The 16,772-nt window shown below is 59.4% G+C and carries 17 protein-coding genes; 3 read left to right on the plus strand and 14 right to left on the minus strand.

Annotation, left to right across the window (positions count from 1 at the left end; translation table 11 throughout):
* Nucleotides 1-151: 151 nt before the first annotated feature.
* Both ACQG19_RS20280 and ACQG19_RS20285 read left to right on the plus strand, forming a co-directional pair.
* Entirely contained in the window at nt 152-910 is a 759-nt protein-coding gene (locus ACQG19_RS20280) for a M48 family metallopeptidase (protein ID WP_246932813.1), read from the plus strand.
* A gap of 210 nt (nt 911-1,120) precedes the next feature.
* Complete coding sequence (locus ACQG19_RS20285) at nt 1,121-2,389, plus strand: OprD family outer membrane porin (RefSeq protein WP_045293232.1); 1,269 nt, start codon at nt 1,121-1,123, stop codon at nt 2,387-2,389.
* A 60-nt stretch (nt 2,390-2,449) separates the two neighbouring features.
* Here ACQG19_RS20285 and ACQG19_RS20290 read toward each other — a convergent pair whose 3' ends face one another.
* The 14 genes from ACQG19_RS20290 to ACQG19_RS20355 form a co-directional block, all read right to left on the minus strand.
* A complete protein-coding gene (locus ACQG19_RS20290; RefSeq protein WP_246932811.1) occupies nt 2,450-4,090 on the minus strand; it encodes a thiamine pyrophosphate-binding protein in 1,641 nt (546 codons plus the stop codon).
* A gap of 13 nt (nt 4,091-4,103) precedes the next feature.
* On the minus strand, nt 4,104-5,573 hold the full coding sequence (locus ACQG19_RS20295; RefSeq protein ID WP_222168917.1) for an aldehyde dehydrogenase: 1,470 nt from the start codon (nt 5,571-5,573) through the stop codon (nt 4,104-4,106).
* A gap of 9 nt (nt 5,574-5,582) precedes the next feature.
* Nucleotides 5,583-6,353 (minus strand): aspartate dehydrogenase, encoded by a 771-nt coding sequence (locus ACQG19_RS20300; RefSeq protein WP_029883147.1) that lies wholly within the window; start codon nt 6,351-6,353, stop codon nt 5,583-5,585.
* 9 nt (nt 6,354-6,362) lie between these two features.
* A complete protein-coding gene (locus tag ACQG19_RS20305; RefSeq protein WP_020687070.1) occupies nt 6,363-7,157 on the minus strand; it encodes an SDR family oxidoreductase in 795 nt (264 codons plus the stop codon).
* Nucleotides 7,141-7,911, minus strand: coding sequence for an alpha/beta fold hydrolase (locus ACQG19_RS20310; RefSeq protein WP_045902711.1), 771 nt, complete (start codon nt 7,909-7,911; stop codon nt 7,141-7,143). Before ACQG19_RS20310 ends, ACQG19_RS20305 begins: the two co-directional genes overlap by 17 nt.
* Before the next feature lie 9 nt (nt 7,912-7,920).
* Complete coding sequence (locus ACQG19_RS20315) at nt 7,921-8,451, minus strand: cupin domain-containing protein (RefSeq protein ID WP_426725979.1); 531 nt, start codon at nt 8,449-8,451, stop codon at nt 7,921-7,923.
* 10 nt (nt 8,452-8,461) lie between these two features.
* Nucleotides 8,462-9,718, minus strand: a complete 1,257-nt coding sequence (locus tag ACQG19_RS20320) for an MFS transporter (RefSeq protein WP_246932809.1) — start codon at nt 9,716-9,718, stop codon at nt 8,462-8,464.
* A 25-nt stretch (nt 9,719-9,743) separates the two neighbouring features.
* Nucleotides 9,744-10,931 (minus strand): NAD(P)/FAD-dependent oxidoreductase, encoded by a 1,188-nt coding sequence (locus ACQG19_RS20325; protein WP_139937098.1) that lies wholly within the window; start codon nt 10,929-10,931, stop codon nt 9,744-9,746.
* Complete coding sequence (locus ACQG19_RS20330; protein ID WP_426725980.1) at nt 10,928-11,854, minus strand: VOC family protein; 927 nt, start codon at nt 11,852-11,854, stop codon at nt 10,928-10,930. Before ACQG19_RS20330 ends, ACQG19_RS20325 begins: the two co-directional genes overlap by 4 nt.
* Before the next feature lie 78 nt (nt 11,855-11,932).
* A complete protein-coding gene (locus ACQG19_RS20335) occupies nt 11,933-12,721 on the minus strand; it encodes an IclR family transcriptional regulator (RefSeq protein WP_028028063.1) in 789 nt (262 codons plus the stop codon).
* Nucleotides 12,722-12,733: 12 nt separating this feature from the next.
* On the minus strand, nt 12,734-13,483 hold the full coding sequence (locus tag ACQG19_RS20340) for an SDR family oxidoreductase (protein ID WP_013098651.1): 750 nt from the start codon (nt 13,481-13,483) through the stop codon (nt 12,734-12,736).
* Nucleotides 13,483-14,505 (minus strand): aromatic ring-hydroxylating oxygenase subunit alpha, encoded by a 1,023-nt coding sequence (locus ACQG19_RS20345; protein WP_013098652.1) that lies wholly within the window; start codon nt 14,503-14,505, stop codon nt 13,483-13,485. Before ACQG19_RS20345 ends, ACQG19_RS20340 begins: the two co-directional genes overlap by 1 nt.
* Before the next feature lie 10 nt (nt 14,506-14,515).
* Nucleotides 14,516-14,824: a recombinase-like helix-turn-helix domain-containing protein gene (locus ACQG19_RS20350; RefSeq protein WP_020687064.1), complete on the minus strand. Its 309-nt coding sequence runs from the start codon at nt 14,822-14,824 to the stop codon at nt 14,516-14,518.
* The gene (locus ACQG19_RS20355) at nt 14,821-15,144 is read right to left on the minus strand and encodes a Rieske (2Fe-2S) protein (protein ID WP_013098654.1); all 324 of its coding nucleotides are present in this window, start codon (nt 15,142-15,144) and stop codon (nt 14,821-14,823) included. Before ACQG19_RS20355 ends, ACQG19_RS20350 begins: the two co-directional genes overlap by 4 nt.
* Before the next feature lie 414 nt (nt 15,145-15,558).
* Between ACQG19_RS20355 and ACQG19_RS20360 the strand changes: the two genes are divergently transcribed.
* Nucleotides 15,559-16,770: an MFS transporter gene (locus tag ACQG19_RS20360; RefSeq protein WP_222168916.1), complete on the plus strand. Its 1,212-nt coding sequence runs from the start codon at nt 15,559-15,561 to the stop codon at nt 16,768-16,770.
* Nucleotides 16,771-16,772 lie beyond the last annotated feature (2 nt).

A 16,772-nucleotide genomic window follows, 5' to 3' on the forward strand; every position in this document is an offset into this window, starting at 1 on the left:
TGCCGCTTAAGAAATCTCTGGATCATGCTCGCATGTTGCGCAATCTGCTCGCCCGGGCCCGTCGATATTCCTTATACTTAGCCCGACCCCGGCTTCGCTGTCGGTGTACTTTTCGGATTTTATTCAGATTAACGAGTACGGAAGCAACCTCATGAAAATGCGTGCATTAGTGCTGGCCCTGGGTACAACGTTCCTGCTGAGCGGTTGTCAGAATATGGATTCTAACGGCCTGATGTCCTCAGGCGCAGAAGCTTTTCAGGCCTATTCCCTGAGCGACGCGCAGGTTAAAGCCCTGAGCGACCAGGCCTGTAAAGATATGGATGGAAAGGCTACGATTGCCCCGGCCAACAGTCCCTACACGCAGCGTCTGAATAAAATTGCCTCTGCGCTTGGCGATAACATTAACGGTCAGCCGGTGAACTATAAAGTGTACGTCGCGAAAGACGTGAACGCCTTTGCCATGGCGAACGGCTGTATCCGCGTTTACAGCGGGTTAATGGACATGATGACCGACAACGAAGTGGAAGCGGTGATCGGCCATGAAATGGGCCACGTTGCCCTCGGCCACGTGAAGAAAGGGATGCAGGTCGCCTTAGGCACTAACGCCATCCGCGCGGCGGCGGCTTCTGCGGGCGGTATTGTGGGCAGCCTGTCTCAGTCACAGCTTGGCGATGTGGGCGAAAAGCTGGTTAACTCCCAGTTCTCTCAACGTCAGGAGTCCGAAGCGGATGACTACTCCTACGATCTGTTGCGCAAACGCGGTATCAATCCAGCAGGTTTAGCCACCAGTTTTGAAAAGCTGGCTAAACTGGGAGCCGGACGTCAAAGCTCCATGTTTGATGATCACCCGGCCTCAGAAGCGCGTGCACAACATATTCGCGACCGTATGGCCGCAGACGGAATTAAATAATTTTGGAAGGAGGCAAATTTGCCTCCTTTTTATTTCGCATGAATTGCTAACTTAACCGCACATATCGGTAACACCCACAAAAACCCCGTCACACCTGCCCTTCACCATTGAAATGTCTGGTCACATAATTATTGCAATCGGTTACTTTTCGGGTAATTATCGAATCCGCAGTAATTCAAATTAATATATTAAGACAGAGACGTTCCCTCCGTGAAAAAAGAATTATCGTTAGTTGCGTTAAGCATATTTGTCACATTACCTGCCGTTGCAAGCCAACAATCAGACAGCCAGGGTTTTATTAATGACAGCCATTTAGATCTGTTTTTACGCAATGCGTATATCAGCCGTGATTATCACCAGGGCCAGCAGGATAAAGCAGAATGGGGTCAGGGTATCATCGCCACCTTTGAATCAGGTTTTACCGAAGGAGTGGTTGGCTTTGGCGTGGACGGCATTGCGCAGTATGGCGTGCGTCTGGACGGCGGCCGCGGTAAGAGCGGCGCAGGTGGCATTGACTTCTTTAAACAGGAAGACGACGGACGCGCAAAATCCGATCTGGCGAAATTTGGCGCGACCGCCAAAATGCGCATCTCGAATACCGTACTCAGCTACGGTAATCAGCGTCCCGAGCTGCCAATCATTAACGCCGACAGCTCCCGCCTGCTGTTTGAAAGCTACACCGGCACCATGCTGACCTCTAAGGAGATCGACGGTCTGGAAATCAACGCCGGTTATTTCACCGACGAGCAGCGTAAAAGTGACGATCGCCACGACAGCGGCCTCAAGGGCTTCTCCTTCGGCGGGGCGAGCTACCAGTTCAATGACCAGTTCAGCGGCGCGCTGTACGCCTCCCATAATGAAGAGGTGATGAACAAGCAATATCTGGGCATGAATTTCAAACAGCCGTTCAGCACTGGCCAGCAGCTGGTACTCGATTTTAACGGCTACAACTCGCGTCTGGATCAGGGCTACGCAGACAGCCTCGACACAGGCCGCAGCAACACCATCTGGAGCCTGGCGGCGAGCTACATCTGGGATATCCATACGTTCAAAGTGGCGTACCAGCAGAGCAGCGGAAGCACCGGCTACAACTATGGCGGCTACCGCGACCAGGGCGGTGTTGGTGACGGCGGCAACACCATCTGGCTGGCGAACTCCTACTGGTCTGATTTTAACGGTGAAGACGAACGTTCATGGCAGGCGTCTTACGGGCTGGACTTTGGCGGTCTCGGTTTGCCGGGTCTGAGCTGGACCACCGCCTACGTGCGTGGCGACAACATTAAAACCGCTGAAACCAGTAACGGCAAAGAGCATGAATGGTTTAACCAGATCCAGTATCAGGTGCAGGACGGCCCGGCGAAAGATCTGAAGCTGAAACTGCGTTATTCCGTACTGCGCGTCTCCAGCAACGCCAGCGATTACAACGTGGGCGGGGATGAGATCCGCGCTTACGTGGAATACCCGTTTAACGTGTTCTGAGTTTGTCCCCTCACCCTAACCCTCTCCCAAAGGGAGAGGGCCGGGGTGAGGGAAAAACAGCTAGTAAAGCGTCTTCTGCGGCGGCCCGGCAAACTTCAGCGCGCCAATTTGTCCCATCCGCACTTCCACTACCGACGTTCCCGGCATCGCCAGCGCTTCCGTCATCACCGCATCAAAATCCTCTGCCCGCTCAACGCTCCATGCCTGCAGGCCAATCGCCTGTGCCAACAGGGTAAAGTCCGGCGTATGCAGCTCGTTATAGTACTGACGGCCACCGAAATATTTGTCCTGTATACCGCGCATCACGCCGTAGCCGCCGTCATTCATGATAAGCAACGTCACGTTGGCCTTCTCCTGCGCCAGCGTCGCCAGTTCGCCCAGATTCAGGCTCAGACCGCCGTCCCCCACCAGCCCCACCACTTTGCGCTGTGGGTTGGCAATCGCGGTGCCAATCGCCATCGGCAGGCCCATGCCAATTGCCCCGGCCAGAGAGTGAATATTCATCAGCGGCCCTCTGGCGCGGAACAGTCGGCTGCCCCACAGGCTGCCGGAAACGGTAATATCGCGCACCAGCAGGCCATCTTCAGGTAGCGCTTTCTCTATGGCATCGTTGAGTTGCGTATAGACGCCGCACTGTTCACGCAGCCCACGTTCTGCCTGTGTCACCGCCTCCTGAACCAGACCATCCCACTGAGCATTCCCCCATTCACGCCCCTGTGCTTTTTCAGCCAGCGCGCTCAGCAACGCTGAGCAGTCGGCTACCAGCGTGTTATCCATCAGATAGTTACGGCTTGCCGCCGCCGGGTCGATATCGATCTGTACGCGCGGAGAAGGCAGCTCGAGCGTCCATGAACGGGTCTCATTGCTGCGCAGACGTGAACCGGCGATCAGCGTAAAGTCACACTGCGCGATCAGCGCTTCAACCGATGGCGAGTTGTGGAATGCCCGCAGGCTGGCGCGATGGCTGTCCGGCAGTACGCCGCGCGCGTGAGTGCTGGAGATCACGGTGATACCTGCATCCGCCAGCTTTTTCACTGCGTCCGCGCAGCCCAGCGCACCGCCGCCCAGCCACAGCAGCGGCTGTTTCGCCTGCTTGAGTTGCGCCCAAAGCGCATTAACACTCCCGACATCTACCGGCGAAACCGACGCCGGTTTCACCGGAGCGGTCACCAGCGACAGCGGAATTTTCGCGCCCTGAATATCAATCGGGATCTCCACGGAGACCGGCCCGCACGGCGGCGTCTGCGCCTCCTGAATCGCTTTATGCAAAATCGCTATCGCCTGACTGGCATTGCTGATGCGATACGCCCGTTTTGAGCTGGCCTTCAGGAAAGTCAGCTGGTCGCGGGTTTCATGGATAAACCCGGTGTCGGCATCCAGCCAGGCTTTTTCTACCTGCCCGGTCAGGTGCAGCAGCGGCGTGCAGGCGTTCATCGCCTCCACCAGCGCGCCTACGGCGTTACCCGCGCCCGCGCCGGTGCTGGTCAGCGCCACGCCAAGGCCGGAAAAACGTCCGTGGGCATCAGCCATGGTGACAGACCCCGCTTCGCCGCGTGCCGGTACAAAGCGGATGTTGCCGCGCTGCCCTACTGCATCCGCGATGGGCAGGTTGTGAATGGAGATGACGCCGTAGATGGCCTCAACCTGATACTGCTCCAGCGTTCTGGCGATGGCGTCGCCGACGGTTATCATTTCGCTCATTGCTCACCCTTTCTCAGTCGCACCAGTGGTTGACGCTGTTACCCGTCGCCAGATAAATGCTCTTTTGCTGCATCCAGGCTTTCAGCCCCTGAATGCCCTTCTCGCGGCCCAGACCGCTCTCTTTAAAGCCCCCGAACGGGGTCGAAATCGCAAACACTTTGTAGGTGTTGATCCACACCGTGCCGGCCTCAAGCTGTTCGCTTAAGCGCAGCGCGCGCCCGGTATCGCGTGTCCAGATCCCGGCGGCCAGGCCGTAAACCGAGTCGTTGGCCTCGCGGATAAGCGAGGTTTCATCGCGAAACGGCATTGCCACCAGCACCGGGCCAAAGATCTCCTCCTGGCAGACACGGGCGCTGTTGCTCAGCCCTTCGATAATCGTTGGCAGGAAGAAGCTGCCGCTTGCCAGCGTGGGATCGGCCGGGATCTCTCCGCCGCACAGCACGCGGCCCCCTTCACGCTTTGCCAGCTCAACGTACGCCTGTACGCTCTGACGATGTTTTTCATTGATCAGCGGCCCAACGTGGACACCGTCGGCAAACGGATGTCCGACGCGCAGACCGCGGGTTAACTCCAGCAGCCTCGCCATCAGCGGGGCGTAAAGGCTCTCGTGGATAAACAACCGTGAACCGGCAATGCACGCCTGTCCCGCCGAGCTGAAAATGCCGTAGCAGATCCCGCGCGCGGCCTGCTCGATATCCGCATCCTCCAGCACGATAGTCGGCGATTTTCCGCCCAGTTCCAGCGATGCCGGGATCAGTTTTTCCGCCGCCACGTGGGCCAGGTGACGGCCCGTGGTGGTACCGCCGGTAAAGGAAATTTTGCGTACCTTAGGGTGGCGTGCCAGCGCATCGCCAATCACCGAGCCTTTGCCCGGCAGCACGCTCAGCAGCCCGGCGGGCAGCCCGGCCTGTTCAAATATCCGCGCCAGCTCCAGCGCCATCAGCGGCGTGGCTTCGGCGGGCTTGAGGATCACCGCGTTACCCGCGGCAATGGCCGGAGCGACCTTCTGCATCTCGCTGGCAATCGGCGAGTTCCACGGCGTGATGGCCGCCACCACGCCGAGCGGCTCATAGCGGCTCAGGGTCAGTAAATCCGGCTGGCGCGGCGTCGGAAGTTCCCCTTCCAGCAGCTCGCAGGCGGCGGCAAAGTAGCGCGCCGTTCCCGCCGCGCTCATTACCAGCCCGCGGGCCTCCGCCAGCGGCTTGCCGTTATCGCGGCTCTGCATCTGCGCCAGCTCGTCGACGCGGGATTCAATGAGATCTGCCACCTTGTGCAGGATCTTCGCCCGTGTATGCGGCAGGCTGTGGCGCCAGGCGGGATCGCGCCACGCGCGCTCGCCGGCCTCGATCGCGTCATGCAGATCGTCGGGACTGGCCGCATTCAACGTCGCGTTGATCGACCCGTCTGCCGGGAAATAGCTCTGCATCGGGTTGCCGCCACCGTGTCGCCACTGGCCGCCGATAAATATCTTCAGATCGTCCATCGTCACTCCTCAGCTCATGGCCAGCTCGCGGCAGGCACGTACCGCGCTGAGTGCCGCCAGGGTGGAGGTTTTCGGGTTAGAGGCAAGCGGCAGGCCGCTTAGCTCCAGATGGAATTCACCAAACGCGCCTTCAACGTGCAGCGTGTGGGTGTTACGTTTCGTTGACGGGTCGACCATCAGCTGTACGCGCGTGTCGTCCATTCCCACGCCGCCGAGTGCCACGGTGGCCGCCACGTTGGCGTTGGCCGGAAACAGTCGTGCCGCCTCGCGGGCGCTGCCTTCAAAAAAGACCTGCGCAGCAGATACCGAATTAAGATCGATAAGCTGCTCGGCATAGCTGCCGCGCCAGCTGGCCGGGCTTTTACGCGACTGGTAGGTCACACGCGCCAGCCCGCCCTCTTTCGCCGCCGCCAGCCCGTCGATACCGGCTACCGCCCCGGAGAGCAGCGTCAGTCTGCCGCCGGCGTTGAGCAGGCGCTGTTCGAGCGCGCTGTCCGCCAGTGCGCCGGTCGAAATAACCGCCAGATGCCAGCCGCGACGTAAAATATCCTCACCGTACTGCGCTACCGCCTGCTGGCTGGCGCACTCCAGCACCAGGTCGGGCGTTTGCGCGCATTCCAGCGGTGAGGTCAATGCCACTACCGCATCACCAAACTGCGCGTGAATCGCCGCATGATGGGCCTCGCGCGCCACAATCCAGCCGATAGCCACGCCAGCGGGCAGGCGCTCAATCACCGCCTGCGCCATGGCGCCAAAACCAATCAACATAATCTTTTTCATGATGTGTCCTTACAGATGGCGGCAAAAGCCGCCGGAAACGTCCAGTGCCGCACCGGTGGTAAACGAAGCCAGCGGCGAGGCGAGGAACAGCAGCGCCTGCGCGGGCTCCTGCGGCTTGCCGAGACGCGCCATCGGAATACCGCGTTTGCGGGCGATCTCCGCCGTCCACTCCGGCCAGCTCTGGCTTTTGTCTGTCCGGTTTTCAAAGCGACGCTGCCACTGCCCGGACTCCACCATGCCAAGCAATATGGAATTCACTCGGATGCCTTTGCCCACCAGCTCTTTTGAGAGCGTCAGCGTCATATTCAGCAGCGCGGCGCGGGCAGCAGAGGTGGCAATCATGTGCTCCTCCGGCTGCAGCGCCAGCAGGGAGTTCACGCAGGTGATGGAAGCGATGTCGGACTGCTCCAGCAAAGGCTGAAACGCCTGCACCGGGTTGATCACGCCAAACAGTTTGAGTTCAGCTTCATGCAGCCACGCCTCGCGCGGGGTGTCATGGAAGTGCGCCACATATCCCTGCCCGGCGTTGTTGATCAGCATGTCCACGGCACCAAAGCGCACCTGAACGGCATCCGCGAAGGCCTGCATCTCGTCAGCGTTCAGCACGTCGCAGCGATAAGAGAAAACCTCCCCGTCGGGGTATTCGTTATGCAGCGCGGCATGGGCGCTGGCGAGGCGATCCGGATCGCGGCCACAGAAGGCCACTTTTGCCCCCTCGCCCAGCAGCAGGCGTAGCGTTTCAAAGCCAATACCAGAAGAACCGCCGGTGACGACCGCTACGCGTCCGTCAATTTGTGCATTCATCGCGCACCTCTTCGTTAATACGTAAAAGCTGTTGGTTAAAAAACGCGTCGTTATCGAGATAGCTGGCATGTCCCGCCTGGGCAATGGCGATAAACGGCATGCCGTAGCGCAGCGCCAGCCCCTGCACCAGCTCGGGTTGCGTGATCGCATCCTGCTCGCCGCACCACACTTCAAAGTTGCCTGAATAGCGCTTCAGCCAGCCATGAATATCGTCGTGCGCCAGCATCCACGCGGCGGCGAGGTAGCCCTCGGGTCGAAGCCTGCGCATGCCCGCTGCCACGGTGGCGATATCCGCTTCACGCGCGCCGGGACGCAGCAGTTTTGCGGCGCGGGTTTGCGCGAGGATTTCGCCGCCGAGTGCAATCTGTTGCTCACGGCTGCGCCAGACCTGCTCGCGCTGCTCCGGCGCGGCGCGGCCGTAACCTTGCGCGGCGTCCGCCAGCACCAGATGCAGCACACGATCCGGATATTTCGCCGCAAAGGCGCTGGCAACCAGTGCCCCGAGTGAATGGCCCACCAGCACCGCCTGCCACACGCCAGCCCGGTCAAGCATCGCCGCCAGCGCATCGGCGTAATCCCCCGCGTTCGCCCGTTCCGCGGCCAGCATCGGGCTTTCGCCATAACCGGGCATGTCCCACGCCAGCACGCGAAAACCGTTCAGCGCCATCTGCTTGTGCCAGGAGGCTGCGCCAGAGCTGATCCCGTGCAGCAGCATCAGCGGAATGCCGCTTCCCTGTTCACGAAAACCCGTCATCATGCCCCCTTAGTTCCGCTTCACTTTCGAGAGCGGATGGTCCGCCGGGTAGGTCGGAATTTCCGGCTTGTTAGTGCCCAGCATGACGCACATCAGCGCCTCTTCTTCGCCGTGGTTAAACAGCCCGCGATAGATCCCCGGCGGCACGGAGATCAGGCCACGCTCGCGCAGCACGGTTTCGGTGTAGTTATCGCCGTCCTGGATCATCAGCGTGATCTGCCCTTTGAGCATGAAGAACACCTCTTCCACATCGTCGTGCAAGTGCAGCGGCCCTTCGCACTTCGACGGCAGTACCATGGTGGAAAAGGTAAAATGCTCCGCCTGTACGGTGTTGGTGTCGCTCGCCACGCCGGTAGCACCGGTGCCGATATAGCGCATCTGCGCGCGGCGGTATTTCGGGTCAAAATCGGCCTGGAACTTCAGCGCGTTCCAGTCGTATTTACGGCCCTCAAAGCGCGCAATACGGGACTCGACCCACTCTTCCATCGTCAGGTGGTCAGGTTTGATGCCAGATGGGTTGGTTACGGTTGAATCAGTCATGACACTCTCCTCAGTAACGTCTCAGCAGCGGCAGTAACAGGACGCAGCCCACCGCCGCCATCACCGCCAGAAAAATCAGCCCGGAATCCATGCTGTGGGTGAAGGCGATAAGCGCGCCCATCACCGCTGGCGACAGCGCGCCCGCAAAGTTTCCCAGCCCGTTGAAAATGCCGCCCGCCGTGGCGCTCACCCTTGGATGGGTAGCCTTTGCCAGCAGGGCGAAAATGTTGGGTGCCCCGGTGCCCCACATGAATGTGCTGAAGCTCATCGCCGCAATGATGGTCAGCGGGGTATCGAGGTGCATTACGGCCGTGAGCCCGACAGCGGCCCCCGCCATGGAGATGAAGCAGGCCGCTGCGCGCTTATCGACCCGGTCAGAGAGCCATGCGCCAATCACTTCCCCCGCCAGCATGGCGATGAACGGCATCGACGACAGCCAGCCCGCATGTTCCAGGTGAATGCCCTTCCCCTTGATCAGGTAGCCCGGCAGCCAGCCGTTAATGCCCCACAGGTAGGTCAGGAAAGCGATGTTAAAGATGCAGATGATCCAGAAGTGCGGGCTGACAAACAGCTCGCGCCGTGCGGCACGCCGTTCGTCCCGGGAGGTCTGTGACGTACCGCTTTTCGCCTCCAGACGGATCCCGCGCAGACCGACGCGCACGAAGATCAGCACCGGTACGGTCAGCATCGCCATCACGAAGAAGGTGCTCTGCCAGCCGAAGGTGTTCAGCAGCCAGAGTGAGAGCGGGAAGCCAATCGCCGCCCCTACCGGCGTGCCCAGCAGCCACAGCATGGTGGCGCGCGCCTGCAGATGCTGCGGGAAGTTGTGGCGCACAATGGCGAAGGCCAGCGGGAACAGCGGCCCCTCCGCCACGCCCAGCAGAATGCGCAGCACGATCATCAGCGTGTAGTTATGGGTAAAGCCCATCGCCACCATCAGCACGCACCACACCACCATCATCCCGGTGAGCAGGCGCAGCGGGGCGATTTTGTCCCCCAGCCCACTGAGAAAGACCGATGAAAAGCCGTAGCTCAACAGGAAGGTGCTCATCAGAATGCCGAGGCGCGTGGTGTCAAAATCGATGCCCATCGCCTGCTGGAAATGGCCATCAGAAAACAGCGCGGCAATGCTGATTTTGTCGAAAAACGCCAGCAGCACGCAGGCCAGCAGCGACAGCGGGATGGCCCAGCGCACCGCTTTTTCAGGCGTGCGGGTCCCCTCACCGCTCGCCTCAACGGGCGCGGTGTTAGTGTCTAATGTGGTCATGTCTCCCCCTACGGGTGCGGGTTAACTATCGCAATGACATCAGTGAAAAAGTCGGGTCGGCGAGCGGCACATCTGATAAATCCCGCCCGGCCGCCATCCAGCGCTTTGCCAGCTTGACGGTGCGCGCATCGTTGAACGCCACCAGCTGCGTCAGGCGCCCGTTTTCGTCCAGCGAGAAGTACAGCGCGTCTTCACGTACTATGGTGCGGCTGCCCGGCTGCGGAATGCCGAGGATCTGAATGTTGTGCTGGTATTGATCCGACCATAGCCACGGCGCGTCGTCATAGCCTGCCGCATCGGGGTTAAGCATCGCTTTTGCCGCCGCCACCGCCTGATTCTGGGCGAAGGCCCAGGACTGAATACAAAGGCCGTAATGATGATGCTGTGCCACATCCCCGGCAGCGAAGATGGACGGATCCGACGTGCGGCCCTGCGCATCCACCACGATCCCGCGTTCGGTTTGCAGCCCCGCGTCGCGCGCCTGTTCCAGATTGAGATCGACGCCGATCCCTACCACCACCGCATCAAAGGTTTCACGTTTGCCATCACAGTGAATGACCGGCAGGCCGTTATCGTCCTCCAGCTCCAGCGCGCCGCAGCCGGTTCGGATCTCCACGCCCTGCTCACGGTGAATGGTCTCTAAGCGCTGCGATACCTCGCCGCTCACCGAGCGCATGCACAGCGCAGGCTGCTGCTCGAACAGGGTGACCGCGACGCCGCTTTTGCGCGCAGAAGCGGCAATCTCCAGGCCTATCCAGCCGCCGCCCACAATCGCCAGCTTTTGACTTTCCGCAAGCCGACGTTTCAGGCGCTGCGCGTCCTGCCAGTGGCGGAGGGTGTAGACCTGCGGATGCACAGACCATGCCTCGCCCGGCAGGCGCGCCCGCCCTCCGGTGGCAATTAAAAGTATGTTGTAACTAAGATGTGCGCCGTTGCTCAAACGCACCGTTTTTGCGTTGCGGTCAATCTGCTCCGCGCGCAGCGGACGGTACCAGGTCAGATTCAGCGCCTGCTGAGCCTCTTCAGTAAAGAGTCGCGGAAGCGTCGCGTCCGTCTCCAGCAGAGCCGCCTTCGACAGCGGCGGACGTTCATAGAAATCCCACGCCTCTTCCGCCACCACGCAGATCTCACCGTCAAAGCCTTCGTCACGCAGGGTTTTCGCCGCCCAGCCTCCCGCCTGACCGCCACCAATAATGACAATGCGCGACGTCATACGGCCTCCGGTTTTTTCTGCTGGCGTCGCGTGTCGTGATCGATCCCGCCTTCCACCGCCCACTCGGTAAAGGAGACCAGCGAATGCTCCAGCTCGCGCGGCTGCCAGTTTTCCGTCAGGTAGTCGTCAATGGTGTAATACTCGAACGCCCCGCCGGTCGGGCTGTTGACGTACCAGAAGTAGGCTGACGACACCGGATGGCGGCCGGGTCCGATAAACGTGCTCCAGGCGTTTTTGTTCATCGCAATCCCGCCGCCGATCACTTCGTGAATATCGCGCACGGTAAAGGCTACGTGGTTCAGGCCGCGCTTGCGGTTCGGCAGCTGCAGCAGGAACAGGTTGTGATGCCCCCCGCGCACGCCGCAGCGCAGAAACACGGCGCGGTTGATGTAGCGGTCAGAGACCTGGAAGCCGAGCACCTCGCGGTAAAATGTCTCCACCGCCGCGAGCTCCTCCACGAAGAACACCACGTGCCCCACGTTAATGGGCTGGGCGCGATCGTAAACCGGGCTGGGGGTGTCGATACGACGAGCGTCGCCCCACTGGTTGATCGGCTCAACATTCAGTTCCACGTCGGTCTGCTGGCTGACCTGCACACGCAGCGTCATGCCGTTCGGGTCAAGACACTCCAGGGCATCACCCACTTCGCGAAAGCCGGGCTGCTGCGCAAGCTTCGGACGCAGCGCATCCAGATCGGACTGTGCGGCAACCGCCCATGTCATGCGGCGCAGGGTGTTGCCCGCTTCAAACGCCGGGGGCAGGTCGGGGCTGTCGATCGGGTTAAGTTCCACGCGCGCGCCGCTCAGGGTGGTAAAACGCTGGCCGCTGGCATCGCCCGTCAGGCCAAAATCACGCATAAATTTGGCGCAGTGCGTCAGGTCTTCAACGCCAAATTCCAGCTTTTCAATTCCGGTTACACTCATCGTTCGTTGCCTCATCTGGCCCAAATTGGGCGTAAAACATGCCCGACGCAGCAAAGCGCCTGACGTTAACTCACTGATTTAACTGGCCTGTGATAAATACCCTAAGAAGCCAGAAATTTTGTCCGCCGCCAGACGAACCTCGTTTTGCAGTCGCTCGCGGTCGGCTTGTGGGATCTCTTCCGACGGCACCAGAATGCTCACTACCGCCGCCACGCGATGGCTTCGGTCAAACACCGGATAAACGATGGAGGAGATACCGTGGCGGAAGAAGGATTCACCGATCACGTACCCCCGGGCTTTGTCCTGCTGCACCATCTGCCACAGGGCTTCACGATCGTGAAGCTGACCCGGTGTGTTGCCCGGCAGGCGCTCCTGCGGGAACAGCTGTTCGAAATCGGCGCGGGAAATATCGGTCAACAGCATGCGGCCAAGCGAGGTGCAGTGCACCGGCAAACGGGTACCAATGCTGACCTGGTTGATGCGTGATCCGGCGGCGCTGACGCGGGCGATGTAGATGATGTCGCGCCCATCGCGGATCGCCAGATGGCTGCTGCACTGGCTTACGTCGCGCAGCTGTTCAATCACCGGCTGACCCACCTGCGCCACATCCAGCGAGGCGATGTACTCAAAACCCAGACGCAGCACGTTCATGCCGAGCGAGAAGGTATTGGTACGGGTGTTGCGCTCCAGAAAGCCCATATACTCCAGGGTCTGCACCACGCGGTAGGCGGTGGCCTTCGGCATATCCACCAGCCGGTGCAGCTCGGCAAAGGTCAGTTCGCGATGCTGCTCGCCAAAGGCCAACAGCAGCTGCAGGCCACGCTCCAGCCCCGGCACCAGATACTTCACTTCCTGATCGTTTGCCATCATCGCCCTACCTTAGTTAAAGACAAAACCGCCGTTGACCGGGATCAGCTGCCCGGTGATAAACCGCGACAGATCGCTTAACAGCCAGACCACGCTGCCGGTGACATCTTCCGGCTGCTGTGCCCCCGTTAACGCCCGGCCGTTTTCGTAGAGTTGGTGTCGTTCGGCGGGAACATATTCCGTTGCCTCGACGCGGGTCAGCCCCGGCGCGATGGCGTTGATTCGAATACGCTTTTCACCAAGCTCGCGCGCCATTGAGCGGGTCATGGCAATCACGGCCCCTTTGCTGGCCACGTAGGCCATCAGGCGCGGCGCACCCCAAAGTGCTGTGTCGGACGCCACGTTCACAATCCCTGCGCCATCGCGCAGCAGCGGCACGGCGGCGCGCGTCACCAGCCAGGTGCCTTTGACGTTGACGCGCATTACCCGGTCCCACAGATCCGGGTCGTAATCGAGCATGTTTTTGCCGCCCACGCCGGTCGCCATCGCCGCGTTATTTACCAGCCCGTCAATCTGCCCCTGCTCGCCAATCGCATTGAACACCTGCTCAATGGAGGCCGGATCGGCGAGATCGATAACGTGCGATTCGATCGTAAAACCCTGTGCCCGCAGAGCGTGTGCGCTTTCGGCCAGCTCGCCTTCAAGAATGTCGCACATCACCACCGCGGCGCCCTGCTCCGCGCAGGCGCTGGCGAAGTGATAGCCCAGCCCGCGCGCGGCGCCGGTCACCACAATGCGTTTTCCGCTCAGCAGCGCATTCATCAGGCCGCTCCCTGCTGCGCTTCACGCATCGCCAGTTGCTCTTTAGCGGCCTTTTGCATCATGCGGCGCAGGCGTGAGAGGCCGACATCGTGCTGGTACAGGTATTCATGGTCGCGGGCATTTGGCGCCAGGCTTTCCAGCACCACGCGGTCCTGCTCCAGCACCTCCCAGTGCAGTTTTTCCAGGCGGTTACGGTACATGAATCGCCACATATCGCGCTGCCAGCCCTGTACGCGGCGGATACGCCAGAAGAAGACGCGGCAGTTGTCGTTATCTTCCGGCACCACCATGCCAACGATGAAGAAGTGGCCACCCGGTCCGAAACGCTTCTTATAGGGAATGGAGAGTCGCATCCAGCAGGTGCCGCTATTGCCCAGCTCCACCCAGTCGAAGTTGACGCCGCTCTGCCCTTTTTTCTCGAAGATAAAGCCGGTCTTCGTCGGCTGCAGGACCATGTCGGCCTTGCGATCCCCTTCCGCCATCGAGTGCGAGGAGGAGTGGAGATACGTACCGTGCATCGGATCCATCACGTTTTCCAGCGCGTACTGGTAGTTACATTTCCAGGCCGCGGTGCAGAGGAAGTTGCTGAAATGTTCCGTGTCGGCGAGTTCATCCGGGAAGGTCAGCTCGTCCGGCTGCTGATCGGCGGTGACGCCAAACCACAGGAAGATGGCACCGTGCGCCTCCTGCACCTGATAGCTGCGCACGCACTGCTGGCCGACCAGCGGACATTTGTCCACGGCGGGCACGTCTTTCACTTCACCGTTTCCCGCCACTTCCACGCCGTGATACCAGCAGGCGATGCGGTCACCAAGGTTCCAGCCCATCGACAGACGCGCGCCGCGGTGCGGACAGCGGTCTTCCAGCGCCTGCACCTGACCGTCTTTATTGCGCCAGACCACAATCTGTTCGCCCAGACGAGTAATGCCCACGGGCGCAGACTGCACTTCCCAGCTCGCCAGCACCGGATACCAGAGGCCACGCAGACCTTTATCGAGATAGTTTTGTACGGTAGTTGTCATCGCGTCGTCCTCAGTAGCCGTTAACCTGTAAGAATGCCTGGAAGCTGGCGTCGCTCCACGGCTCGCCCTGCTGGTCATGCATGCGCACTGCGTTCAGCCCGTTGACCAGCTCCGGCAAGGTTTCAACGCCCTGCTCAAAGAGATCTTCCAGCGTGGCGATAAGGCTCATTTCCCAGTTTTCCGGCACCCGGCTGCGGGTCTGCCAGATCAGGTTCTGATACTCACCCGGTTTATGAATGGCGCCGTTCCCGCCCTCTGCCGGGGGCGTAAACTGGCGGCTTTCGGGCAGCGCCGGGTTGAAGTTCAGGATGTCGCTCATGCCACGGTCTCCTCGACAAAAGTAATCTGGATTTGGTTTTCAAATACCCGAACCGGGTAGCGGTTGAGGTTTCGGCCGCCGGGGCCGTGCAGGCACTGGCCGGTTTTGACGTCGAACACCGCCTCGTGCAGCGGGCATTCCACTTTGCCGTCCTCGACAAAGCCCTGACTCAGCAGCGCATAGGCGTGCGGGCATACGTCTTCCAGCGCGTAATATTCGCCGTCGATTAAATAAACGCCGATCTCTTTACCTTCAACGTTGCCGCTAAAAGGGAAATCTTCCTGTACTTGTTCTGCGTCACATACGCCTATCCAGCTCATCACGATCCTCCAGGCCTTTGTTTCATATATGAAACTCTGTTTCTTATTTAATACGGTCAATATAAAAGCGATGAATGTTTCGTCAAGCGTCAATGTGACGAATTTGTTAATCAATCGACAATTAATAAGCTAAGTGTGCAAGGGATCACGAAAAAATGCAGCGATATGAAATTTTCATTAGTAAGGCGTGAATGAATACGTTTTAGTGATGAACTCAAAGCGCAAATAAAAAATATTGACTTCTTTTCTTTTTCTTCCTTAAAAATAAATAACTGAAAAAGCACCGTGTTTCACCCATGAAACACATTTAAAAATACATCTTTAAAAACAACAAGTTTCACTGGTGAACCATTTTACACCCGTGACAATCACATTGATAAAAATATAAATGCGAGAACGCATAAGGCGGGCAATATGACGGCAAGATGGCAAGGCACAATTGCACTGTTATTTCTCATTATTATTTCCTACATTGACCGGGTAAATATTTCGGTGATGATTTTAAACCCGGAATTTGCCGAACATTTTCAGTTAAATGAAAACAGAATGTTACAGGGAATGTTAATGACCTGCTTTCTTCTGGGTTATGGATTATCGGCTTTATTATTAACACCGGTTATCGAAAGCAAACTGCATTATCGACATGGATTATTAAGCAGCATTGCGATTTGGGCTCTGGTCTGCGCCATTTCTCCCTTACTCGGATCGCTAATGGGAATGCTCATCGCCCGTGTGATTCTGGGGATCGCTGAAGGACCGCTCTTTTCACTGAAAACCCGCTTTATCATCGATAACTTTCGTGCGGAAGAGGTTGGCAAACCCAACGCCGTGACCGCACTGGGCGTCTCACTCGGTCTGGCCGTGGGCTTTCCGCTGGTGACCTGGCTGATGGCCCATCTGGGCTGGGCCGGATCGTTTTATGCGCTGGCGGCAATCAACCTGGTGCTCGGTGGCGGCCTGATCTGGCGTTTCCTGCCGGCACCGCGCGGTACAGTAAAAATGCACAAACGGGGGCTCGCAGAGACAGTGATGCTTGCGTGGCAAACCCCGCTGTTGGGCTGGATCCTGCTGGTTGAAATCGCCACGCTGAGCTATCTCTGGGGGAGCAGCGCCTGGCTCCCGGCGTGGCTACGCGACGAACATCACTTCTCGCTGCACGCCACGGGCATGCTCGCTGCCATCCCCTTTCTGTTGAGCCTGGGCTCAAAATTCCTTGGCGGGGTACTGCTCGATAAAATGCGGCCGGAACAGGCACCGCTGCTGTTTGTCGCGGGCGGGGCGCTGACGGCGTTGTCCGTGATCGCGCTGATGCTCAGCCATCAGCCTGCCTGGCTGGCGCTGTTTATGCTGTCGGCTAACGTCTTCTGGGGACTTCAGGGCGCGGCCATTCCGGCGGTGATCCAACATCACGCCGCGCGGGAGGCGGTGGGAAGCGCGTACGGCATCATTAATGGGATCGGCAATATTTGTGCCGCCTTTATTCCACTGCTGATGGGGATGGTGATGAGATCGGTGGGGTCGGTCAGCTCTGGCTTTTCCGTGCTGGTGGTGTCGCAGATTATCACCCTGCTGGCGGGGGGAATGTTGCTGCTGCGCATGCGTCGCGCAGCAGCAATCAGCGCGTAAGG

It is taken from the genome of Enterobacter cloacae complex sp. 277I4 (genome assembly GCF_050031465.1).
Classification (GTDB): domain Bacteria; phylum Pseudomonadota; class Gammaproteobacteria; order Enterobacterales; family Enterobacteriaceae; genus Enterobacter; species Enterobacter cloacae.

Excerpts from the sequence above, each read along its gene's own strand:
- ACQG19_RS20280 (WP_246932813.1), top strand. The coding sequence starts at position 152 with ATGAAAATGCGTGCATTAGTGCTGGCCCTGGGTACAACGTTCCTGCTG.
- ACQG19_RS20290 (WP_246932811.1), bottom strand. The coding sequence starts at position 4,090 with ATGAGCGAAATGATAACCGTCGGCGACGCCATCGCCAGAACGCTGGAG.
- ACQG19_RS20295 (WP_222168917.1), bottom strand. The coding sequence starts at position 5,573 with ATGGACGATCTGAAGATATTTATCGGCGGCCAGTGGCGACACGGTGGC.
- ACQG19_RS20300 (WP_029883147.1), bottom strand. The coding sequence starts at position 6,353 with ATGAAAAAGATTATGTTGATTGGTTTTGGCGCCATGGCGCAGGCGGTG.
- ACQG19_RS20305 (WP_020687070.1), bottom strand. The coding sequence starts at position 7,157 with ATGAATGCACAAATTGACGGACGCGTAGCGGTCGTCACCGGCGGTTCT.
- ACQG19_RS20310 (WP_045902711.1), bottom strand. The coding sequence starts at position 7,911 with ATGACGGGTTTTCGTGAACAGGGAAGCGGCATTCCGCTGATGCTGCTG.
- ACQG19_RS20315 (WP_426725979.1), bottom strand. The coding sequence starts at position 8,451 with ATGACTGATTCAACCGTAACCAACCCATCTGGCATCAAACCTGACCAC.
- ACQG19_RS20320 (WP_246932809.1), bottom strand. The coding sequence starts at position 9,718 with ATGACCACATTAGACACTAACACCGCGCCCGTTGAGGCGAGCGGTGAG.
- ACQG19_RS20325 (WP_139937098.1), bottom strand. The coding sequence starts at position 10,931 with ATGACGTCGCGCATTGTCATTATTGGTGGCGGTCAGGCGGGAGGCTGG.
- ACQG19_RS20330 (WP_426725980.1), bottom strand. The coding sequence starts at position 11,854 with ATGAGTGTAACCGGAATTGAAAAGCTGGAATTTGGCGTTGAAGACCTG.
- ACQG19_RS20335 (WP_028028063.1), bottom strand. The coding sequence starts at position 12,721 with ATGGCAAACGATCAGGAAGTGAAGTATCTGGTGCCGGGGCTGGAGCGT.
- ACQG19_RS20340 (WP_013098651.1), bottom strand. The coding sequence starts at position 13,483 with ATGAATGCGCTGCTGAGCGGAAAACGCATTGTGGTGACCGGCGCCGCG.
- ACQG19_RS20345 (WP_013098652.1), bottom strand. The coding sequence starts at position 14,505 with ATGACAACTACCGTACAAAACTATCTCGATAAAGGTCTGCGTGGCCTC.
- ACQG19_RS20350 (WP_020687064.1), bottom strand. The coding sequence starts at position 14,824 with ATGAGCGACATCCTGAACTTCAACCCGGCGCTGCCCGAAAGCCGCCAG.
- ACQG19_RS20355 (WP_013098654.1), bottom strand. The coding sequence starts at position 15,144 with ATGAGCTGGATAGGCGTATGTGACGCAGAACAAGTACAGGAAGATTTC.
- ACQG19_RS20360 (WP_222168916.1), top strand. The coding sequence starts at position 15,559 with ATGACGGCAAGATGGCAAGGCACAATTGCACTGTTATTTCTCATTATT.